The sequence below is a fragment of the Parabacteroides sp. 52 genome, assembly GCF_010500925.1.
Lineage (GTDB): Bacteria > Bacteroidota > Bacteroidia > Bacteroidales > Tannerellaceae > QVMG01.
This window is the reverse complement of sequence record NZ_QVMG01000011.1, coordinates 106,091-127,324: the sequence shown is the minus strand read 5'-3', so window position 1 is coordinate 127,324 and position 21,234 is coordinate 106,091. Positions and strand designations below refer to the sequence as shown.

Sequence of the window (21,234 nt, the reverse complement as noted above, 5' to 3'; positions counted from 1 at the left end):
GGGGACCACTGCTTGCAGTGGTGGAGCAGTTTGAATTCTTTATAAATGTATATACTTATTTTAGAGTAACTATTCATAGCCATTTCTCTACGATATACCTATTTAACATTCAGCACAATAACACATCAAACCGCATGATAATATATCAAACTGCTCCACCCCCGGCTACGCCGGCGGTCCCCCTCTTCTTATCCAAGAAGAGGAGCCGAGATACCTCTTTTTAATTGTTAATTATAAATTGTTAATTATAATCTTTCATGCTCTTCAATCCACTTATCACTCATCACTAAACACTTATCACTCATCACTAAACACTTATCACTCATCACTAAACACTCATCACTCATAATTAATCGTTAATCGTTACCCGTCACTCCTCATTCCTCATTCCTGCTTGATAATCAAAGGTTGTAATATTGATTTCTCTGCGGCATTACGTACATAGAGGATATGTGAACGCGGATGAGTGGTTGCATTCGCCTCTACTTTCACCTTAAATTCGGTACCTACCTCCGTCGGATCGACACCCGAAACGGTCAGCCAGTCAACGGTGGAAGGGAGAGGATCGACAATCCAGCGACTGCTTGCCTCCACTTTCAGCGTCAGGGTAGTATCTGCTTTAGCGACGGTGACGGTATTGTCGGTTATCACCTGTCCGTTCGCATCCAAGACGCGGATCGTACCCGGTTCGATCTGTGTTTCTAATTCTGTACCGTTTAACCATTCTTCGACTTTGAGCGTAGCCCCGATGTGAGAGACATCCGCTTTCTGTACCTCGATGATGTACCGGTGGTTCGCTGTAATCTTCAGGTGCTCCATCACATCCGGATCGGCCACTGAGGGCGCCATGAATTTAACCGGATAAACCAGTTTGGTACTGGTACCTGGCAATTTACCGACCAATGAGAGTTCGGTTTCACTTTCTCCCTGGCTTCCCAGGTTCAGGGTCGGATAGAGATAGAATACACTGGGAACCACCCCGTCATTGGAGTTGGCATGCAGGTTGGTGAAAGTAATTGCATCCATGGCAATCGTTGCTGTTTCGTCCACAGCGGAAGCATTCTTAAAGATACGGGTAGAGGGACGTGCACCGAAGATCAGGATCTCTTCGATCTGAAAATTGGATTCGGAAGCCACATTGTTTATATCGAAACGTGCCATCCGCCGTGTCAGGGTTACCGTCTGCACCCCGGAAAGTGTCGAAAGGTCAGCTACCGACATGACTTCTGTCATCAGCAAAGGAGGTGTGATAGGGGTAGCTGGAGTCAAGGCATCGACCTTGAAGTCTTTGAAAGTACCCAGTGTCGTCACATTCGCTTTCGCTGTATTCAACGAGAGGATATGGCGCCCGTTGCCGACGAAGAAGAATACTTTTTCTTTGTTATCACTCGCCATAGGTACGGAGATCTTAGCCGACTCCACATCCCCATTCTGCGAGATAACGAATACATTTTCCTGTGTATCGTCCCCTTCTTTACTGTGATAGATACGTTCCAAAACTGCGGTATCATCCTTTCCTTTGAACACATAGATATCCAATGTGGCCAGTTTATTTTCCGCCTCCGTAGCCGTAGCCCGGGTGTAAGGCACTACATTACCGGAAGCGATACCGGGAAACTGAAATACCAATTCCTTTTCCCCTTCAGGAAAAGCGAATGCTTCCGTTGGCTCATCGTTACAGGCCGCCAATACCAAGCCTATACAGGCTACTACTAAAAATTTCATTTTCTTTTTCATTTTCATTCTCTTTTTGTTTTTGTTTTTGTTTTTAATTAATATCCTTTTCTTTTTCTCCATTCTCCATTTTGCTTTACGCTTCGCTAAGCGATCTATGATTCAATTTTCAATTCCCTAAAGCTCTCCCCCAATCGTCCCCCCATTCTCCCAATCCGAGAAAACGAGTGGAGATACTTCTACCCGATCCTCATAGATCATTACCTGGATACGGAACTCCTGCCGCAGGTTCTGTCTCAGTCCGATCTGCATCGTGCGGAAATATTTCTCCAGGTCAATCTCTTTGATCAGCGGCGTATCCCCGGCATAGACAGTCAAGAGCGGGTGCGAAGATTCGGTCAGTCGGTTGGTGACAAACTCCCCCTTGAGTGACCGCCCGATATCCATCGTGACAGGCAAGCGGTATTCTTTTTTACAACCGTCTTCCTGCACTTGTGGGATATGGTGTACGACCGGGTTTGCCGAGGTGATACTCCGCGGTTCGGTATATCCCGGCAGGAAACCGTAAACGCTTGGTACCTCCTTCAGGCGCAAGGTGAAATTACGTGTGTTGACAGGCGCATTCTTGGCCCATTTGACCACCACATCCAATAAGAGGTGGGCATGTGTCATCCCAACACGTATCCTTTGCGTTTTACCCTCTTCGACAGAGAAATTCGTATACCCGTAAAAGAGCGGATCTATATTCCCCTGGACGGCATCGGTTTCGCCCTCTCCTATCGGATGTGCCGACCGGTAGGGTGTCGAGAGGTGGATACGCATATCCTGCAGGGTGGTACTCCCGACCACCGGTTCCCAGTCGTTCGCGATCCGGGAGAGGTTTCCCCATGCCACGGCGGTATACCGCCCCGGGGGCAGTGTCAGGGTCGAGACGAATGGGGTATTGCCCGTACTTGCCAATAGGGTATTTACCTGATAGAGAATTTCTTCTTCATCAAACACATATTCCTTGATTCTGAAGATATAATTCGATACCATATTCTCCTCTTTTGTCCATTCGCGGGTGTACCAGTATGCCAGTTGTACATTATAAGAGCAGGTCAACGGTTCCTCGTCGATCGCACACGAAGGGGGTAGTATGAATACTATCCCTATTACCCCTATCCATAGACTCACTCTCTTTTTTATTCTTTTCATGATCTTCCGGAATTCCCTGAAAACGAACAGGCGATATGTCCTGTCCGTTTTCAGTTATTCCTTAAAAAAATTCTCTTCTAACTCTGCAAAAACCGAAAGGGCTGTTATGCCTTGTGACTTATTCCTGTATGCAACGCAGACTCGCTCCTACCACAGGGGAGATGTAATCTGTTCTTATTATTGCGTGTGTTCCCAGATAAAGATACCCTGCGTTGTTATTCGCCGAGAAAGAGGATGACCAATAGTAGCCAGTAACACCTCTTTGGTTGGATTCGCCGTTATTACCACGATAGCCTGCCAACGGTAAGATCAGTTCTTTTCCAGCCTCATCAGCCTGAATGGTATACTTCATTTCAGAGAGATCAGCGATTCCCAAAGGATTGGCATGTACGAGCTTTTCCAGCTCATCTACCCGTGGCACACGCCATCCTTTCGGACAAGGACTGTCGTTCACATTCTTGCTCCATAACAAATCGCGGGTAGGTTTATAGGCATCCTCCGAAATCAACCAGTCCCTGGGTTCATCCGGATTCTTAATAAACTTATTGATAAAAACCCCTGTTGCCTGCGCATAACTTACCGGCCCTCTTTCGACATCCGTATGATCGTAAGACATCTGTGTTTCGCTTCTGAAATCATTCCGTCCCCATTGATATACATACCCCATAAAGGCAAGGTTATCGCCGGAGGTAAGGTTTGTCGCTCCTACATTCACCGGTGCCCAGTACTGGCCGGCGAACTTCACCGGTTTCAATCCGGCAATCCCGTTATAATCGGGCAGGGAGGTGAAAACAACAGAATCGGCATTGTTGTAATTGGCCGCACTGCGGATATAGAGCTTCACCTCTATCGGCACCTGTTCACGTCCTTCCTGGGAAGGGATAGCGACGGTGTAGTTCTGCGTGAAGGTAGTCTTCTGCGTGGCGGGGTCTACTTTGGTGACAGTCGCTTCTTGTGTCACAATGGCTGAGAGGTTGGCGGGGTCAGTGATTCCGACCGACGAGGCATTGCGGTTGTAGAGAGCAAGTACATCGAAGGTGGTCGGACTGTATCCCTCCACAGCAAACTTCATCTCGGCTCCTTCCGCCAGGCCGTCGATGTTGAACGAGCGTTTCGCTGCATCCCAACGTGTCGTCTGGGCAGGGGTGAAAGTGATATTTTTGAGTACCACAGGCTCCTGTGGCGATGCGACCTCCACTTTGCGTCCTTCACTCCAGTCGGCCACGGTGAATTTCCAATTCAGCTCTTCATTATCACCCGCCGGGGATATCTGCAAGGAGTAATGGGTATTCTCTACCAATGGCAGGCTGGTACCCGTGTCATCTACGAAGTCGATTATCTTATCGATCGGCAGGTTGGTATCGCGGTAGGTTCCTTTGATCCGTATCCGGGTAGGTTGCGTATCGTTCCGGTTGGACGCCGGATAGAGATAAATCTTCCGGATGAGATCGGGGGTCTTTGTATCGGGTGTTACCTCCGGGAAGGAGGTCGCCACATCAATCTCATCCACTTCATCCTCTTTATGCGGAAAAAGGAAAGAACGCTCTTTGGGATTGAGCAACTGCACCGAGGTGAGGTTGAACTTCTTCGTCTCTCCCGGCAATAGATCCTCGACATATTCCACATCGAGCCGTACGGCCATACGTTTCATCTCGGCAGTGGAGATTTGTGTCTTGCCTTCGACCAATACCAGATTCTTCCGGGCGTACATCAATAACGGGGCAGTAGGCGACTGCGTTGCCTTTTGGGTCACCATCGTTTGCAGTTCCTCCCAGCTCTCCAGGGCTTTCAGTTCGTCGGTCAGGTCGATCGCCGGATCCGTATGTTGGTAGTTGGCGATAAAAAGCATATCTGTTCCTTTGTCTTCGTTAAAGCCTTCGCTGTGTACAGCGATGGTCACATCATAAACCCCTTCGGATTGGCGTGTCAAGTTACTTTCCATGCCCATTTCCGATTTCACAGCCTCGGTGGAAAAGTATTTATTGAAGCCTCCGGGTTTGTAATCCGGTGAGTCGGGATCACCTACTCCATAGGTCTGTACAAAACAGGCCAGGCTCTTGATCTCTTTCTCGGTCGAATCAGCCGTGAAATTATTATCTGCACGGGTACGTATATCGCCGATGCGCATCGTCAACAGCGCCGTTCCATCGCCTGCCGGCTCAATGACGAATGGGCCGTCTTCTGCTTCACTACACGCAAAAACGGTGAAAAACAGAGTGAGAATTGTTATGAATATTTTAAAATGTTTCATTGTTGTTTTCTTTTATTTAAATGAATAAGATTAGAGGGATTTGACGCAGCGGATGGGGTAGCCGGTAGAGACATAACGACCTGGAACGAAAATCATAGTACCCCACGTTTCAAGCATCAAAATGTGGGCTTCTGATTTATTGATGGAAGAAGTTTCTTTATCAGAGGTCCACACATGGGTAGAGCCTGATGACCCCGACCAAGTTTGAACTCCATCGTCATAATCTAAATAACTCGTCCGCGGAAAGTATAAGTACTGTCCATCACTGCCGGTAAGGCGGTGGCGATTTTTGGTCTCTTCCAGAATAAGTTCCCCTTTTCTTGCAGCCAAAAGCAATTCACCATCCTTTTTAGTCGGCAGGCGCCAACCAGCGGGGCAAGGGGTATTGGCCGGGGTACTCCAGTAGGCATCCCGGGTAATACGGTCGGATCCATTGTCTTGCAACCAGTCGTATTGGGTGGAAGCATTGTCGTTATAATAAAAAGTACTGTTATCGCGGTTACTCCATTCGGTAGGTCCTTTTGCTTTACTTATCGAGGCATGTGGATTAAACGCCTGATTCCGTCCCCATTGATAGTAATATCCGGTTGAAGCGAGGGTCCCATTATCGGTATTATCCGTAGTAGTCGCTCCTACATTTAACGTAGCCCAATACACATTTCCAATCCGCACGGCACGCCCAGCATTAGGATATGTTACGATATCACTTCTTAATGTTATCTTTTCAAAGCTTTCTGATTTAACTGTATTAGAAATCTTGATCTCGGCTTTGAATGTTTTGTTCACTGCCTTGGGGAAAGTAACCTCATATGTTTCAATCACATAGTTTCCACTTGGAGTAGTACCTGTCTTCCGAATATCCTTTTGGGCAATACCCAGATCATTAAGACTTCCTGAGATTGCCGTTATCTCAGCCTTTGCCCCCTGGAAGGTTTTAATTTTAAAACTGATCTTATAATTGGCTGTTGGTTGGTCAACATAGAAGGTTTGGGAAGATAAATCCCAGTTCTCAATCGTTATATCTTTACCAGCCTTGTTAATCATCTTCGGTTCTTCAATCTTACAATTAAAATCCGGTTGGAAGGTCACCCGGAAACTTTCGAAATACCCCGGTTTGGTTTCGCTTTCCAGACGAATTTCCATTTCAAAAGCGTTCGTCGGCATCGCCGGGAAGGTGATCTCGTATTCTTCCTTGATCAGTGTACGGGTTTCAACCGTAGACGATTTTCTCTGTATAAAAGCTTTTTGGCCTGCCTCATCGGTAATGCCCAGATCAGCCCATTCACCGCTTATAAAGTTGGCTACTGCTTTGGTATTCTGCAGGTTCTCCACTGAAAACTTGATCTTATCACCAGTATTTACCGTGACCAACTGACAGGCTTTCATCGTATTATCCCAGGTATTGGTGGTAATCGATTTACCTGCTGCATCTTCAAAGGTTATATTACTTGTCACCGGCTTTTGATATTCCGGTTTGACAGGGATAATCGTTCCTTCCGACCAGTCGTCAACGGTAAAGGCCCAGTCAATGCCTTCGCCTTCTGCTGCGGGGGTGAGGGTAATCAGGTAGCGGGTGTTGCGTTCGAGTGGAATAATCTTACCTGCTTTCATCAGGTCGATGCGTTTGTTGTACGCCTTTCCGTCGAGGATACCCCGGATCAGGATGGTGGTATGGGCGACCGTTCCATCGTTGGCGGTTTCGTAGGTATAGAGACCTTTGATGTTTTTGTCGTCTGTACTGTTGACCTTATTGAAGCCGCTGTCAAGTACCGGGATATCATAGGTATCTTCATTGCCCGGCAATAGATAGGTATATTGCTTGGGGTGAATAATCTCTGCCGATTTCAACAGGAAAGGTTTCTTCGGCGCATTGGCGGCTTTGTTCTCGATATCGAAGCGAGCAACCAGGCGCTGCAGGTTGATCGTCTCTACGGCAGGTACGGTATGGGAAAGGGCTACTTCTTTGTAACCAAACATCAACAGGGGTGTCGCCATACCTGTTGCAGTCACCGGAGTGCTTACCAACCGGAAGAGATCCTCCCACTTCTCTACTTTCTGCAGAGTCGTTTCCAGTCCATTCTCTTTGTAGTTCGTGATAATCGCTACATCGGTCTTGCCTGCAACACTGGGGCTATATACCTCCAGGTTGATCTTAAAGCTGCCGTCGCCATTGTCGGTGATATCCGCAGCATCGGTGATAAAGAAGGGCAGGAAGGCGCCCTGCTTGTAGGCTGGGTCGCCTACCGTACCCTGCTCCTTGGTACGCACAAAGCAAGCGATAGACTTCACATCGGTTTCTCCCGTCAGTACTTCGACCGGGTTGGCACGTGTCTGGACAGATCCGATATGTAATACCAAGCCTGCCACATCTTCACCGGCAGGGTTGGGCGGGAGGATTGTTCCCTGACCGATGTTCTCGTCCTGACAGGAGATCATTAAGGAAGCTGTCAGCACCATAAGTAATACTAATTTCACTCGTTTCATCTTTTTTTTGTTTCTGTTAATTTTGTTCAATACTGTTCTCTTTTTCATGTTCATTGAAAGGGTTTTATTTTTGTTTTATATGTTATAATGTCACATTTGTATAGTGAATCACTTTGCCACCGTCAACGTATGTATTTTACTCAATTCTCAATCTTCCATTTGCTTCACGCACCGCAGTCCATAACCATTCGCTGGACTTTCCTGCGTCACAGTGACACTCAGGTCGAGATGGATATGCAAGGCTTGATGGGTATCGGCTGCCCAGAGACTGATATCCCGGTAGATAGCGGCGGCATTGACATATCCGTCGTTCGGTCGTATATTCCCCATATAAGGGAAGTAGAGCCTTTGCCCATCGTCCCCTGTCACATAACGGCGGGATTTCCCATGTTCACCAACGACCGTTCCGTTGCGGGCATCCCGGAACCGGATAAGCTCTGCCTGTGTCGGCAGCCGCCAGCCATCAGGACAAGGCGCATGCGCCGGTGTACTCCATAAGAGGTTTCGGGCATATTGCTCGGAGGTATTCGTTCGCAACCAGTCATATGCCGGAGATACTCCGTAGATAAACTGATTTTTGTTATTTCCCTCCAAGGCATTAGAAAGACTCACCGGCCCCTGGACACGGGCAGGTGCGGGGTTTTGCGTGAATGCATTGTTACGTCCCCATTGGAAATAGGATCCCGTGGAAGCGGCTGAAGGTGTAGCTGCCTCCAACAAGGTCTGTCCGACGTTGACAGGCGCCCAGTAGAGCGGTCCGATCCGGACGGCACGTATAGGGGTGCCGGGATAAATGATATGGTTGGCATCCAACAGGATATAATCGTAATACGCCGGGTTAGCCGCATTGCTGATCCGTATCTCTGCTTTGACATCTCCCTGCGGCTTTTGATAGAAGATAAGACCGTAGTATTCACGGGTATAGATTCCTTCAGCCTCGGTATTGTATTTAAAAAGGATATCCTCCACAGAGTGGATCCCCAGGTCGCTCTTGTCCTGATCGGAAAGAGTAAGCGTATAGGTGGTTCCATGGATCGTACGAACGGAAAAATAGACCTTATAATAGGGTTGGATATGATCTATCAGATACGTCCGCGTTTGCGGATTCCAATAGAATGGATCCACATCCCCTCCGGATTCGTTTTGAAAGAGAAAATCTTCTAACTGGCAGGTGTAGTCGGGAGCATAGTGCAGATAGAGACTATCATAGAAATCAGGCTGTATCGTATTTTCTATTCGTACTTCCATCTCGAAATTACCGGCAGGTTGTTGCGGAAAGGTTATTTCATACAATTCCCAAAATATACCATTTTCCTGTATGACCCCCACTTTCTGGATAAACCGTTCTTTGTCTTCCTCCGTAACAAGCCCCAGCTCTTGCCAGGATCCCTGCGTGAGGAAAAGCGTTGGTTCTGTTGTTTGCCTGTTTTCTACGACAAAGGTTATCTTATAGCCTTCATCCAATAGATTGAGATAGGCTGTTTTTGTATCGGCGTACCAGAAATTCTGTGTCACATCCTGATCGTCTGCATTCTTGAAACGAATATCCTGATAGACAGGGGGGCGGAAGGTGGGTTTGACTGGTATGGTGGTTCCTTCCGACCATTCACTGATGGCCAGGGACCATTCGATATCGACTCCCTCTATTGTTGGTTTCAACAGGAAGCAATAGCGGGTATTACGCAACAGGGGAACGGGCTTCCCTTCCTGCATCAGTTCGATGCGTTTGGAATAAGATTTGCCGCCAAGGCTGCCTTTGATTAACAATGCGGTATGGGGAACGGAACCATCACCTGCAGCTTCGTAGGTGTAGAGCCCGTTGATATGTACCTGGTCTTCGGAAAGTACTTTATTAAACCCTTCTTGCCGGACGGGTATATCATAGGTATTTTCATTCCCTTCGACAATATAGGTATAAGCTTTGGGATGAATGATCTCGGCGGAATGCAAGAGGAAGGGATTCACTGCCGCCTGGGCTGCCTGATTTTCAATGTCAATCCGGGCAACCAAACGTTTGAGAGAAAGATCTTCCCTGACAGTCCCGGAACCCACAAGTGTCACTTCTTTATACCCCAACATAAGCAGAGGCATCGTGATTCCTTGTGTTGTGACTTCTGCAGAGGTCAATGTAAAGAGATCCTCCCAATGTTTTACGCTTTCTAAAGCGGCTGTGAGTCCATTTTCCCGGAAGTTGGCGATCACGGCGAGATCGGTTTTACCGGTAAAATGCGGACTTTGTATGCGGAGTGTAACAGAGAATGTACCATCCTGGTTATCCACGATCTTTTCATCTTCCGTAATAAAATAGGAAAGGAATGTGCCTTGTTTATAGTCGGGATCACCTACTTTACCGGAGTCAGGGATCCGGACAAAACAGGCGACAGATTGGATTTCGGCTTCTCCTGCGAGTATTTCGATGGGGTTATGCCCACGTGTACGGAGACTACCCAGTTTAATCTCCAACCTGGCCCCTTCTTCCGAAGACGGAAGCAGAGTCTCCGAATGGGAAATCTCGTTAGAGCAGGAAGTCAAAAATATTCCGGCTATAAACCATACGTATATGTTATTCCAAAATTTCATTCGTAATTATCTATTTGCCTTTCTCTATTTTCCATCCCCCTTCCGAACTAAGCCGTTGCTCGTTCACCTCCACCCGGCCATTGGTTTCAAATATTTGTTTGAGAGAAAACACAGCTTGGTTCATCCATTTCCCATAAGGAAGACTCGCTTTGTAGTCGAAATCATATATATGTCTTTTATCAACCCCTATAAACTGATAGGAAGGGGTATGCATTGCATGGTGTACAGAGAGTAAGCGGTAACGACGATCGTAGCGGGCACGCAATTTTCCACTATAAAGAACGGTAGGTAGAACGGCTTTGCGGTCTGCTGAATTCAGGGAAAATTCCAGCAGTAGGCGTTGGTCGGTTCGCAGGTCAATGCCTTGTGTGCGAATCCGAAAGTGGATATACAAACTATCCTCCCGGTATACCGTTCTCAGATCGGATATACGAATAGCCAGTTCCTTGTCTGCTTCCTGCCCATAAATAGGTAAAGCAAATAAAAAAATCGCTACCCAAAACATATGTACATTTCGCTTTTTCATATTCCTAACAGCCGTTTATTGTAACATATAGATCAATGAAATTCCTACGCGTGTCGGGCCTATATAGTTGCGTGTGTAACTCCCCTGTAACTCGCGGCAATCCTTGCAAGTAAATTTGTCGTAAGAAAATTTCAGATAACCGAGACCGAAGGATAATTCCAATCCCCAACGCCCTTTCAGTATAAAATGGTATCCATAGGAAAAACCACCACCAAACACATCCCCTTTGAAGGTATACTTTTCCAAATCGCCTCCGAAAGGCAGATTCCCTATATTATACCGGGCATACATACCGTGTATACCCAGAAAATGCCCCATAAAAGGAGTCCACAGCCAAAACCGGGGTTCCGCCCGAACAAGCCAATGACGAAGGCTGGTCTCTCCGGAAAAGGACCAGGGATTATAACCTGCCAACAGGTCGACAGTCCATCTCCTGGAAAAGGATGTTTCTATTCCTATATTCGGTGTGGTAGATGCCCCGTAGAATAGGTTTGTTTTCTCACCTATCTTTTGCGCGTTTAAGATAATGGGGGGCATGAAAAACAAGAATAAATAGAATATAACGTATTTCTTATACATCGTATGTGTCAAAAAAGGTTGAAAATCACTCTTGGTTACTTTTTTCTTCAGAATCAATCAGGTAATAAGAACCTGATACGGTAGACAATTCATTACGATAAAACCTCTACAGGTCACTTTTTCTTTTCAATACAAACTTAGACGTAATAAAAGAGGCTATCAAGCACATAAAAGACCAAAAAGCAAAAATTCGGAGACAAAAAAAATAAAGGTTATAGGTACTTCCTTTTTATTCAAACATAAAATGTCAGTAAAGATTCTATCATGGATCATTTTCTGTTCTTCAAATGAGAAATAGCTGTTTTCGTATACTTTTATGTAAAAAATAATTAATCAATATGTACTATTTTGTCCGTTCATCTGTTCAAATACAAGACTTACGAAAAAAAGAGGAATTTCCTTCCTAATTAAAATAAGTTTAAATATTTGTTTATCAAGAATATAAACCCTATATTTAATCATAGAAAAGAGGTGTCTACCGGAAGAAAAGAGTAGACTTCCATAGGTTTAGATGCCAAACGAGTATACAATCAAAGCAATTAATGGCTATGGAAAAGAAACTATTACATTCTCTTTTTTTGGAAGCTCTTTACAAGAAAGTTCCTAAAAAATCCGAACTGGCCAACATTCTTGCAGATTTGCTTAATTTAGATAAGATTTCAGTGTATAGACGGCTACGGGGAAGTGTCCGTTTTTCCGTAGACGAGATGGGGCTCATTGCAAAAGAACACCAGATCTCCTTGGACGAACTATTGGAAAACTTCTCTCAGAAAAACCTGAAAACGATTAAATTCGAGCTTCCCATGATTTCGGAGACAAATGATTTGAATTATGAACTACAGGAAGAGGAATATATCCATTACGAAGAGGCTCTTTCCAGAGAAGATGCAGAGATAGGTGGAGCCATGGGCACTCTGAACCGTTTCTTTTATATACCATACAAACAACTTACCCGTTTTTACCTCTTCAAATGGGGACGTTATTATACCCATCAGGAGATATACAAACACTTTGAAACCGTTCAGATTGATGAAAAAAAACAACAATCCATGACTTTCGAACTGTCATTATTGAAGAAATATAAAAAGTCATTTTTCATTTGGGACAGCCAAATCATTCCCAACCTGGTGAATGATATCAAATACTACGAAAGCATCGATGCCATCCGCAAAGAAGATATCCTCTCCATAAAAGAAGATTTGTTTTCATTACTGGATCAGCTCGAAACGATGGCTATTGAAGGAAGATACAGCGGTACCGACAACAAATTCGATTTATATGCAGCCTCCATGCATATAAACACTTCCCATGTATATCTGCATGCAGGCGATCTCTGGGCTTACTACCTGAATATTCACCTGATCCATGCCATCATCACCTACGATAAAGCATTTTGCATGAAAATGAAACGATGGATCCACACCCTGAAAACATCCTCTATCCTTATCTCCCAAAGTGGCGAAAAAGAAAGGCTACTCTTCTTCAATAAACAGCGTAAAGCAGTCGATACATTATAAATTTTCTTACTTTTGCGGGCATAAATAAAATATGCCATGGGAATCTTTTCATCTATATTTTCCTCCAAGAAGAGTGAAGAAACAACAGAAAGCAAACAAAAAGAGAATCAAAAGAATTTTGATATCCTGAAATATGACGGTGTGCGGGCACTTCGCATGGGCAGGACGGATTATGCGGTGAAGTGTTTTACGGAAGCGCTGCATCTTCAAAAAGATTTTGAAACGATGCATTTTTTGACGACAGCCTATACGATGTTACAGGAGTTAGAAGAAGCATTGGATGTGCTGGAAGAGATGATAGAGATGGAGCCGGAAGAGGTGAACAGCTATTTGACCCGTGTCAATATTCTTTTTATGTTAGACCGGGATGCCGAAGCAATTGCGGACTGCACGCAAGCCATAACGTTGGATCCGGAAAATTATCTGGCCTATTTCCTGCAAGCAAAAGCCAAACGAAATACCGGTGACTTCTTAAGGGCCATTGCCGATCTGACCAAAGCGATCGCGTTGAAAGAAGAATTTGCGGACGGCTTCCTCGTACGTGCCGAAGTATTGCTCGCCATGAAACAAGGGAAAGAAGCCCTGGCGGATGCAGAACAGGTGATAGCCTTGGTTCCCGAAGAGGAAGCCGGCTATTTATTGCGCGGGCGTATCTATGAATTATTGAATGAAACGGCATCTGCAACTGCCGATTATCACCATACATTAACCTTGAACCCATTTAATGAAGAGGCTTATCTACGGGCAGGGCAATTACTTATAAACCAAGAAAAATACGACGAAGCCATAACTCTTCTGGACGAGGCCATTGAACACAATGAACACTTTGCCCAAGCTTATGCCGAACGTGGCCGTGCCAAGCACTTATTGGGCGATAAAGAAGGCGCTGTAAAAGACCTGCAGATGTCCATCGAGCTGAACCCGGAAGGGGAAGAAGCGCAAAAACTGGGACAAGTCAATTTTGATAATCTGTATAAAGGCGGAATCTTTTAAACCCTTTATTGTGCCAGAGAGAAACGAATGCTGATACCATAGTTCGAATTCGACGTCGGGTAGGAAGCATTTGAAATAAGAGGTTCGTTCATCTGCAAATCATAGAAAGCACTCAAAGTCAATGCGCGACTTAAAGCATAGTCGGCCGAGAACTGAAATGTCTTAGCGATATTGCCACTGGTTGCCTGCGGGAGGGTACCTTGTTCAATCTTCCGGATAATAGACTGCATCTTTCTGTACGAATAATCCACACGAACAGTCAGGTCGTTACTGAAATTCTGTGAGCCTTTCCGTTTCAATACTTTGTTAAACTCGGTCAGTTTATATCCCAACCCCACAACAATTTCATCCGACAGAGCTTCCACGATCTGATAAGAACTTACATTCAGATTCAAGGTGCGTGTTTTGTTATACTGCACACGTCCTGTCATATTATTCAATAAGGTCGCATCCACACCTAACAGAGGGCTAAAGTTTTCAATAAGACTGACAGAAGAAATATCATATGCCGAAGAAGGCATCGGATTGTCTTTTTGCACATTCCGTATGAACCCCAATCCACTGTCTCCTCCGTCTGCCTGCACCCAGCTCTGGAAGGTCGAATACGAACCTACCGCATACGTGCTGCGATACTGGTGACTCAACATGAAACTCTTGAAATGTTTCTTAAAGAAAGGTATTTGAATCAGTCCTTCATAGGTTACTCGCCAGTTGGGTAACATGCTTGACAAGGAAGGGAAAGAGGAAAGTCCGATGCCTTTGGCACTCTTTCCGGTATAAGCCGCCAGGAAAGCAGGTATAAGCACATCGGAAGACTTTTTGTTTATTTCTCCATTTGCCTTATTGTAACTGTTTCCGGCAAAGCCAGTACCTGTCAAAAAGCCTTTATTCGGATACGTTGTTCCGGCAAAGTTATTCTCTAATCGCCCGGCTATGATATCTATATTTTTGCGGAATTCCTCAAAAGTGGAAGAGGCATATTCATTACCTGCATTGCCACTACTTTTGAAGGCACTTTTCAGGCTGATAGTCGTGATGGTGAAACTACCTGTTTGCGTTTCCGGCATACCATCAAGCATATACTCTACAGAAGTATTCTTCATACTGGTACGGTTTGCATTCAGGTTTATCTTCAAACCGGAGATTGGTTCCAAGTCTGCCCGCACATTCAGGTTGGTTGAATAATTGATTACAGCTGGCGTGATATTCGTCTCATTCATGACCATCCATCCTCTGTCAACGGCATCATCTATATATCCCCGCCGAACATCTCCAAAGGCAAATCCTAAACCGGGAGATAAGATTCCGGTACGTTTTTGTCCGAACACATCACCTATTTCCGGGCGGAAGCCGGGAAGCAGCATACCATCGGATTGGGTGTATTGAATATTGAAACGGCGTAACATCATCAAGAAACGGCTGGAGTATTCCCCTGCTTTGATAAAGGTAGCACGTACCGGCTGTTCCGCTTGCACCACTGTTACTTTCAAAGCGACAGTATCTTGGTTCAATATCTCTGCCTGCGCAAAATTGAGTATCTTATACTTTATCGGGAAGGCTTTTCCATTCGATAAGCGACGGGCAGAGAGACGTACTTTCTTGGAGAACATTTTGTGTTCAACAATCGTTCCGCTATCCGTATTCAATGTCAGGTCTAGTACTATTTTTGACGGCTTCTTTTGTTCCGGCGTACGGGAAGCCATGGTCGTTTGCGCATATTTCTGATTGACCTTTTTCAAGTATGCACTTTTATTATACAGGGACTGGAAGTTAAATCCTGCCTGCCAGTCTATCTGCCGTTGGTTACGGATCACATTTCCTATTTCCTGTTCGACATCCTCGGTTATCGCTCCACGGTCCCAATTGTAAGTCGCGTTGTATCCGATGGTACTATTTGCCCAATCCAGGATAGGTATATGTTGCAAAGGCAATGTCCAGGTAGCCTGGAAGGATTGGTCATATTTCATAGGTGTCCCCAGATTACGGATACTCTGCATCACAGAGTCTTTCCACAGCCGGTACTCGTCTGCGTTGATTTTTTTGTTAACCTGTACGTGGGGTTCTTCTATGCGGGCATTCGTTCCTGAAGAAAAGGAGAGGTTCAAACTATTGGTCAGATTCCACCGGATACTGAAAGCCCGGTCCCAGGAAAAGTTCTGACTGAAAGAAACGGGCACATTGCTTCCTCCTGTTGTATTACTTACAAGGTCACGTAATTGTATTTCATAGTAATTACGCATCATCGAAGTCTGGAATGCCACTGTTGCCGGCAGATAGTTTATAGCCAATTGTTTGAAATACCTTGTATACCCATTATTCTTCTTTATTTTATTGAAGGGACGCCAGGGTTTGACATAAGGTGTATAGTTATAAGCGAAATTACCGGAATAGTCTTTTTCTGTTTCGTATTCCGTTTCCGGGTTTCTTTTACTGCTTTCCCGGAAGGCATAACCAAAAGAGAAGTTAGCCGGGTCGTAAGGCATCGGGGTTTTACTTCGGATATCGACCCTCACATTATTCAGAGCGAAACTTTTATTGGTCGTCATATCCTGTGAATAACTACGGATAGAATCCTTTTCGGCTTTCGTCTCTACCACGTCCAATGCCTCTGATAATTTAATATCCTGGTCCAATGGGTTGTACTTCGGACTGATCGTTTCTTTGGAATAAGCATAATAAAGCGGGATACTCACCTTCGCCTTTTCAGGGAAGAACTTACCCAGTTCGAGATTGGTTGACACACTGAATTGTTTAAAGTCATCCAAGCGACGTTCCATCAGCGATTGATCCAGGCTTCCGAATCCAGCCGTTTCAATACGCCCGGAGGCATTTACCGTACCCAGGTCAGAAAGAGCCACACTCAGGTTGGCATTGGCAGCCCAGCCCCCTTCTTCGTTAAATTCGGTCAGGCGTAATTCATTGATCCAGACTTCTCCACTCTTTATAGTACCCGAATTGTTACGCACACCAATCATGATGGTCTTCACCTCCGCAAGGCTCGGATTACCGACAATACTGATCGTATTCCGTTTATTATCCGGATCTTCTCCTGAGAAAACAGTCTGATAATCCACACCGGGCTCCCCTGCCCGCTTCAACCGGTTACGTTTCAGCTTCAGGTCGGTCAGTATCTCCAATTTGAAGCTTAACTCATTTTCTTCCGGCCATACTTTGCGCTGATCGGATGTGCTTCTGTTACTGTATTTACCATGGGCCGTCAATGTCAACGGCACCTCGTATTCGTAATAGTTATTCTTATAGTCGGATCCCAACCGCATAAAGACGGTCAAATCACTATGTTCCAACTGCGTATCTTCCATCAAACGGTGCGCATGCGTAAACAATTGAATCCGCTTATACTGTCGCAAATCATAATTGGTTGTTTTATAAATGGCCAAAGCATCCAGAGGTGACAGGTTATTTACGGTGAGAGAAAGAGCCTGTTCATTTTCCTGGCGAAGTTGCGGTTGGCTGGCATCGAACATACGATTCACTCCCGGAGGCAACACATAGTTCAAAGGTTTACCTTCCTGATAGTCTCCGTTCTCTTCGATATTGACAGAAGCGACATTCAACATACCTTTGGTTGCCGGCGGCATAGAAGGGTTGGATAAACTCTGTTCATACACCCGCCATTCACCACGAACGAGTTCAAATGTACCGAAACGCAATACCACCGGTTTCTCAAACTGGGTCAGATACATACGCATAAAACGGATACTTTTGAAGTCACTGATTCCACCTATGGTACGGTTGAAATTCTTTACCGGTATCTTGAACAAATACCAACGTGAGGATCCTCTTGTGTTATTTGGTAAAAGCAGACTGTCTACCTGACGAATGTCTGTAATATAATTATGCCCTACCCGCAGGTCTTCCCGGCGAAGAGACACTTTGTATTCATAATATTTTTCGTTCTCATTCAACGTATAATCCTGGTTGATATCTTCTACATCCGGTACCGTTTTGGAGGCTGTTTGATATCTACCGGTCGACTCCTGGGAGTTTCCTTCCGTTCCGTTGTAACGTTTGTAGCGTTCCAGGATGCCGGCTTCCCGTTGATCATAGTATTCGTCTCTATAATAGATGTAGCGATCACCAGCGGGAGAAACGAGCGGAGAATACACATCATTCTCCATCCGGGTAATTGTCTCCTGCGACAAGCGACTGCGTAATTTATTCATATACTCGACATAGGTAGGGAAGCTCTGTTCTTCTTTATAGGAAAGCCCGTTCAATCCCACATCCTGCCTTTCGCGGGCATTGGCCGTATTGTCGAAAGCATATACCGTACTCTGCTGTTTAGGTACTCTCCCCCAAACCGTTTCTTCTACTTTTTCACTGATCTTTGCCGGATCGGTATCCAAAGGCAAACCATTTTCGTAGAATTTCTTTTCATCTTTCAGGATATCTTCGGATATTTCTCCCAGGTTGAAATAAAGATCCCCTCCTTTAGCCAGTCCCTGTTCTTCCAGGAACGGGTCAAGCAACCAGAATTGGATATATTCTATATTGGCTGTTTCGAAGTCACTTTGTTCGATGCGACGCATCATCCCTCCCCAGCGTTGCTCCGGATTGCCCAAGGTACCGTCCGGATTTACATTCTCTGCATCCAGGTTATAAGGCCCCCGTTCATTCGGGTAATAAGCGACGTTCAATACGGATAAAGTAGAAGCTTCGCTCATGCCCAATTGTTTGTTAGGGAATAGTTCGCTCACGTCTATGGGACGCACATTGTGATTGGCCAGGGAATCTTTGTTTATCCCCGGATAATTGGATGAATTTCTACGGGTAAAGAGACCGTCTATATAATACCAGGCTAATAAGGAGCGGTTCATACCGTAGGAAATATCATTCGACCGGTTGGCTTCTCTGAAAAGAACAGGCTCTGAATCCTGGAAAGGGGTACTGGCTAATTGCCAGGAATAAGGGTTTAACAAATTGAAACCACTTTGTGTCGATTCAAAGTCATCCAGGTACGAATGACTACCCGTATATTTATTTTCATAATGTCCGGCTATCAAATGAGCAAATTCGGCATTGAACGAGATCTGACTGGGTTTGGTTAAGGTCAAGAGAGGCAGTTTGTCCAACATATTGGTAAGCCACTGACTTTCTGTCTTATAAGACGTATTCAATCCCCATAATGTATTTTTGATAGATTCATCTCCAATACTTGTTTTTACGGTCAATGGCATTTCCGACATATGCATTATGGTGGCGCCCAGGCTAAAGTCTTTATTAAACTGGTAATTCATATCCAGCCCCATCATTGTCTTGCGTTGCATATTGTACATCGACTGGTTTTCCAATGAAACGCTGATAGGCGTATTACTGGCGATAATGCTTTCGTTCAGGATCGTAACCACTCCCGACATATAGTCGACCGTATAATCGGTATTTTCCGTCAATATCGCTCCTCCGGCAGTAACAACGACGGATCCTCTTGCCACATTCGTAGCCCCCAGTTGTATCTCCGCACCTGACGAAGCCTTATATTCTCCGCGGAAGATGTATTTATTCTTTTCAGCTATTTGCCGGGCCACCGTCAGGGTAGAGTCGTATAACTCCTGAAAGATATACCTTTCTTCGATGCCTTGTTTGCGCATATTGGACCCGAAAGGTTCGACTACGGGGAAAATGACACGGCCTGTTTCCGCCTGTACGGTGATGCCGTTTACGAAGTCGAAAAAGCCATCCGGATTTCTGGAATCCCGGGAGTCCAGACGGTCCAGGTTCATCACCCGAAGCAAGAGCGTATCTTTCTTCACTCCACCGGGTAAAGAGTTAATATACACCCCGGTAGTATCACTCTGATAAAGGATATTGAATTGAAATTTTTCTTTTTGTACCGAGTAGGCGCCTAAAGAATAGATATTTTTCATCATCAGGTCCCAATACGGCATACGGGGAGAAGGGGTAGTACCCTTCAGGGTTTTTACAAATAAACAGGCAGCTGCATCTTCATTGATATTATCTGTCGAAAATTCACCGACCTGATAAGAGGTTGAACCAATCTTGAATTCATAGGCTACAGCAAGTACTTCGTCCGGTTGCAATTGGGTACGCAAAGAGATATATCCCAGTTGGGCATGAAAGGTAAACTCCGTTTCATCCAACCGCCGGGCACTTTCCAACTTTTCGAAGTCTTTTCCTCCCTCAAAGCCCAAACCGGTCAATGTTTTGGTCGCCTGCCCTATCTTCCGGGCTTCTTGCTGCTCTATTAAGAAATTGTATAGATTGTTTGCTCTGTTAGAGGGATACTTCGAACTGCCCTCCGGTTTCACCAAATTGGTATTACCGATCACATCATGTTCTCCCAGATCGGAAAAAGAAACAATATTCCGGGCCTGATCGAAATTCCCCCTTTTGTTGGTGATCCATACCTCTACCTTATTGATATTCACGGGAGAATTGATATAAGGCAGGCTCTTCAGGGCATCGTCATAAACGTCACGAAAATAATGCGAAAGGAAAAAGTGCCGGTTCTCATCGTACTGATCCACTGTCAGTTCAAACGGCTTGGTCTGCACTCCCCCATTCGAACTTACCGTTTTGGATTCCGATTCTTGTTGGGCAAGCAGGGTATTCACCCGTAATTTCCCGAATTGCAGATCCGCTTTTATACCAAAAAGAGCGGCACCTCCCCGAATCAGAGAGTTGTTGGTGGTCATGCTGACATTCCCGGCTTCAATATTTTTGATGATCTCGTCTTCTTCTCCCTGATAAGCTAAATTCAACTTCTTGGAGTCGAAGTCAAAAGACGTCTGGGTATTATAGTTCATATCGAAATTCACTTTCGATCCTACCGACGCCTGCACATTGAGTTGTATGTTTTCATCGAAATTAAAGAAAGTACGGCTACGGGCACGTTCCGGCAGAGAAGGATCTTTGGTGGTATTATTCTTTAACCCCATCGTTATATCCGCCGATCCCTGGGTACGTACCCGCACCCCTCCCGGACCGAAAAGCCGCTCACCGGCTCCCAAGCCGAATTGCATATCCAACAGATTGAATTCGCCATTCGCTTCTTTCTCAAATTCATCCACATTCTTTTGACGGAAATAGGAACGCAAAGATTGCTGTATACTATAGTTCTGGTATTCCTCCGGGGTAAGGGTCAACGGCGTATTGATCTCCATATCCCCTATCTTTGTACGGACCACATAGCTGCCTGTCCGTATATCATATTCGATGGATGTCTTTACGTTTTCCGGATCCCGCAGGTCTGCCGGGGATTGTTTGACAATGTCTTCATATTCCAGCGGAGCAGTTCGCGATACCGGAAAGCGCAACGTATCCTGCGGGGCTTCCGGCACTTCGGGCTGGAAGGCATAAATAGCCGAAGAGAGATTGGCATTCATCGCATACAAACCCACTCCAAACAGAAAGAGGAAAGACCACAGTATATATTTCAGCAATCGTTGTCTCAT

10 protein-coding genes are annotated in these 21,234 nt (G+C 45.4%); 2 read left to right on the top strand and 8 right to left on the bottom strand.

The features are described from left to right. Positions 1–384: 384 nt before the first annotated feature. From D0T51_RS08110 to D0T51_RS08080, 7 genes are all read right to left on the bottom strand, one after another. Positions 385–1,725: a BACON domain-containing protein gene (locus tag D0T51_RS08110; RefSeq protein ID WP_163727727.1), complete on the bottom strand. Its 1,341-nt coding sequence runs from the start codon at positions 1,723–1,725 to the stop codon at positions 385–387. A gap of 126 nt (positions 1,726–1,851) precedes the next feature. Further along, complete coding sequence (locus D0T51_RS08105) at positions 1,852–2,871, bottom strand: FimB/Mfa2 family fimbrial subunit (protein WP_163727725.1); 1,020 nt, start codon at positions 2,869–2,871, stop codon at positions 1,852–1,854. Positions 2,872–2,989: 118 nt separating this feature from the next. Further along, the gene (locus D0T51_RS08100; protein WP_163727722.1) at positions 2,990–5,122 is read right to left on the bottom strand and encodes an FISUMP domain-containing protein; all 2,133 of its coding nucleotides are present in this window, start codon (positions 5,120–5,122) and stop codon (positions 2,990–2,992) included. 30 nt (positions 5,123–5,152) lie between these two features. After that, positions 5,153–7,606 carry an FISUMP domain-containing protein gene (locus tag D0T51_RS08095; RefSeq protein ID WP_163727719.1) on the bottom strand — a complete coding sequence of 818 codons (2,454 nt, stop codon included), beginning with the start codon at positions 7,604–7,606 and terminating at the stop codon, positions 5,153–5,155. 147 nt (positions 7,607–7,753) lie between these two features. Further along, the gene (locus D0T51_RS08090) at positions 7,754–10,186 is read right to left on the bottom strand and encodes a hypothetical protein (protein WP_163727717.1); all 2,433 of its coding nucleotides are present in this window, start codon (positions 10,184–10,186) and stop codon (positions 7,754–7,756) included. Positions 10,187–10,196: 10 nt separating this feature from the next. Next, the gene (locus D0T51_RS08085) at positions 10,197–10,712 is read right to left on the bottom strand and encodes a hypothetical protein (protein WP_163727713.1); all 516 of its coding nucleotides are present in this window, start codon (positions 10,710–10,712) and stop codon (positions 10,197–10,199) included. A 15-nt stretch (positions 10,713–10,727) separates the two neighbouring features. Continuing rightward, the gene (locus D0T51_RS08080; RefSeq protein WP_255495802.1) at positions 10,728–11,291 is read right to left on the bottom strand and encodes a DUF3575 domain-containing protein; all 564 of its coding nucleotides are present in this window, start codon (positions 11,289–11,291) and stop codon (positions 10,728–10,730) included. Between the two features lie 548 nt (positions 11,292–11,839). Here D0T51_RS08080 and D0T51_RS08075 point away from each other — a divergent pair. Continuing rightward, positions 11,840–12,808, top strand: a complete 969-nt coding sequence (locus D0T51_RS08075; RefSeq protein ID WP_163727708.1) for a helix-turn-helix domain-containing protein — start codon at positions 11,840–11,842, stop codon at positions 12,806–12,808. 36 nt (positions 12,809–12,844) lie between these two features. Beyond that, positions 12,845–13,801, top strand: coding sequence for a lipopolysaccharide assembly protein LapB (locus D0T51_RS08070; RefSeq protein WP_163727705.1), 957 nt, complete (start codon positions 12,845–12,847; stop codon positions 13,799–13,801). A gap of 5 nt (positions 13,802–13,806) precedes the next feature. Here D0T51_RS08070 and sprA read toward each other — a convergent pair whose 3' ends face one another. Next, positions 13,807–21,234 (bottom strand): cell surface protein SprA, encoded by a 7,428-nt coding sequence (gene sprA / locus D0T51_RS08065; protein ID WP_163727703.1) that lies wholly within the window; start codon positions 21,232–21,234, stop codon positions 13,807–13,809.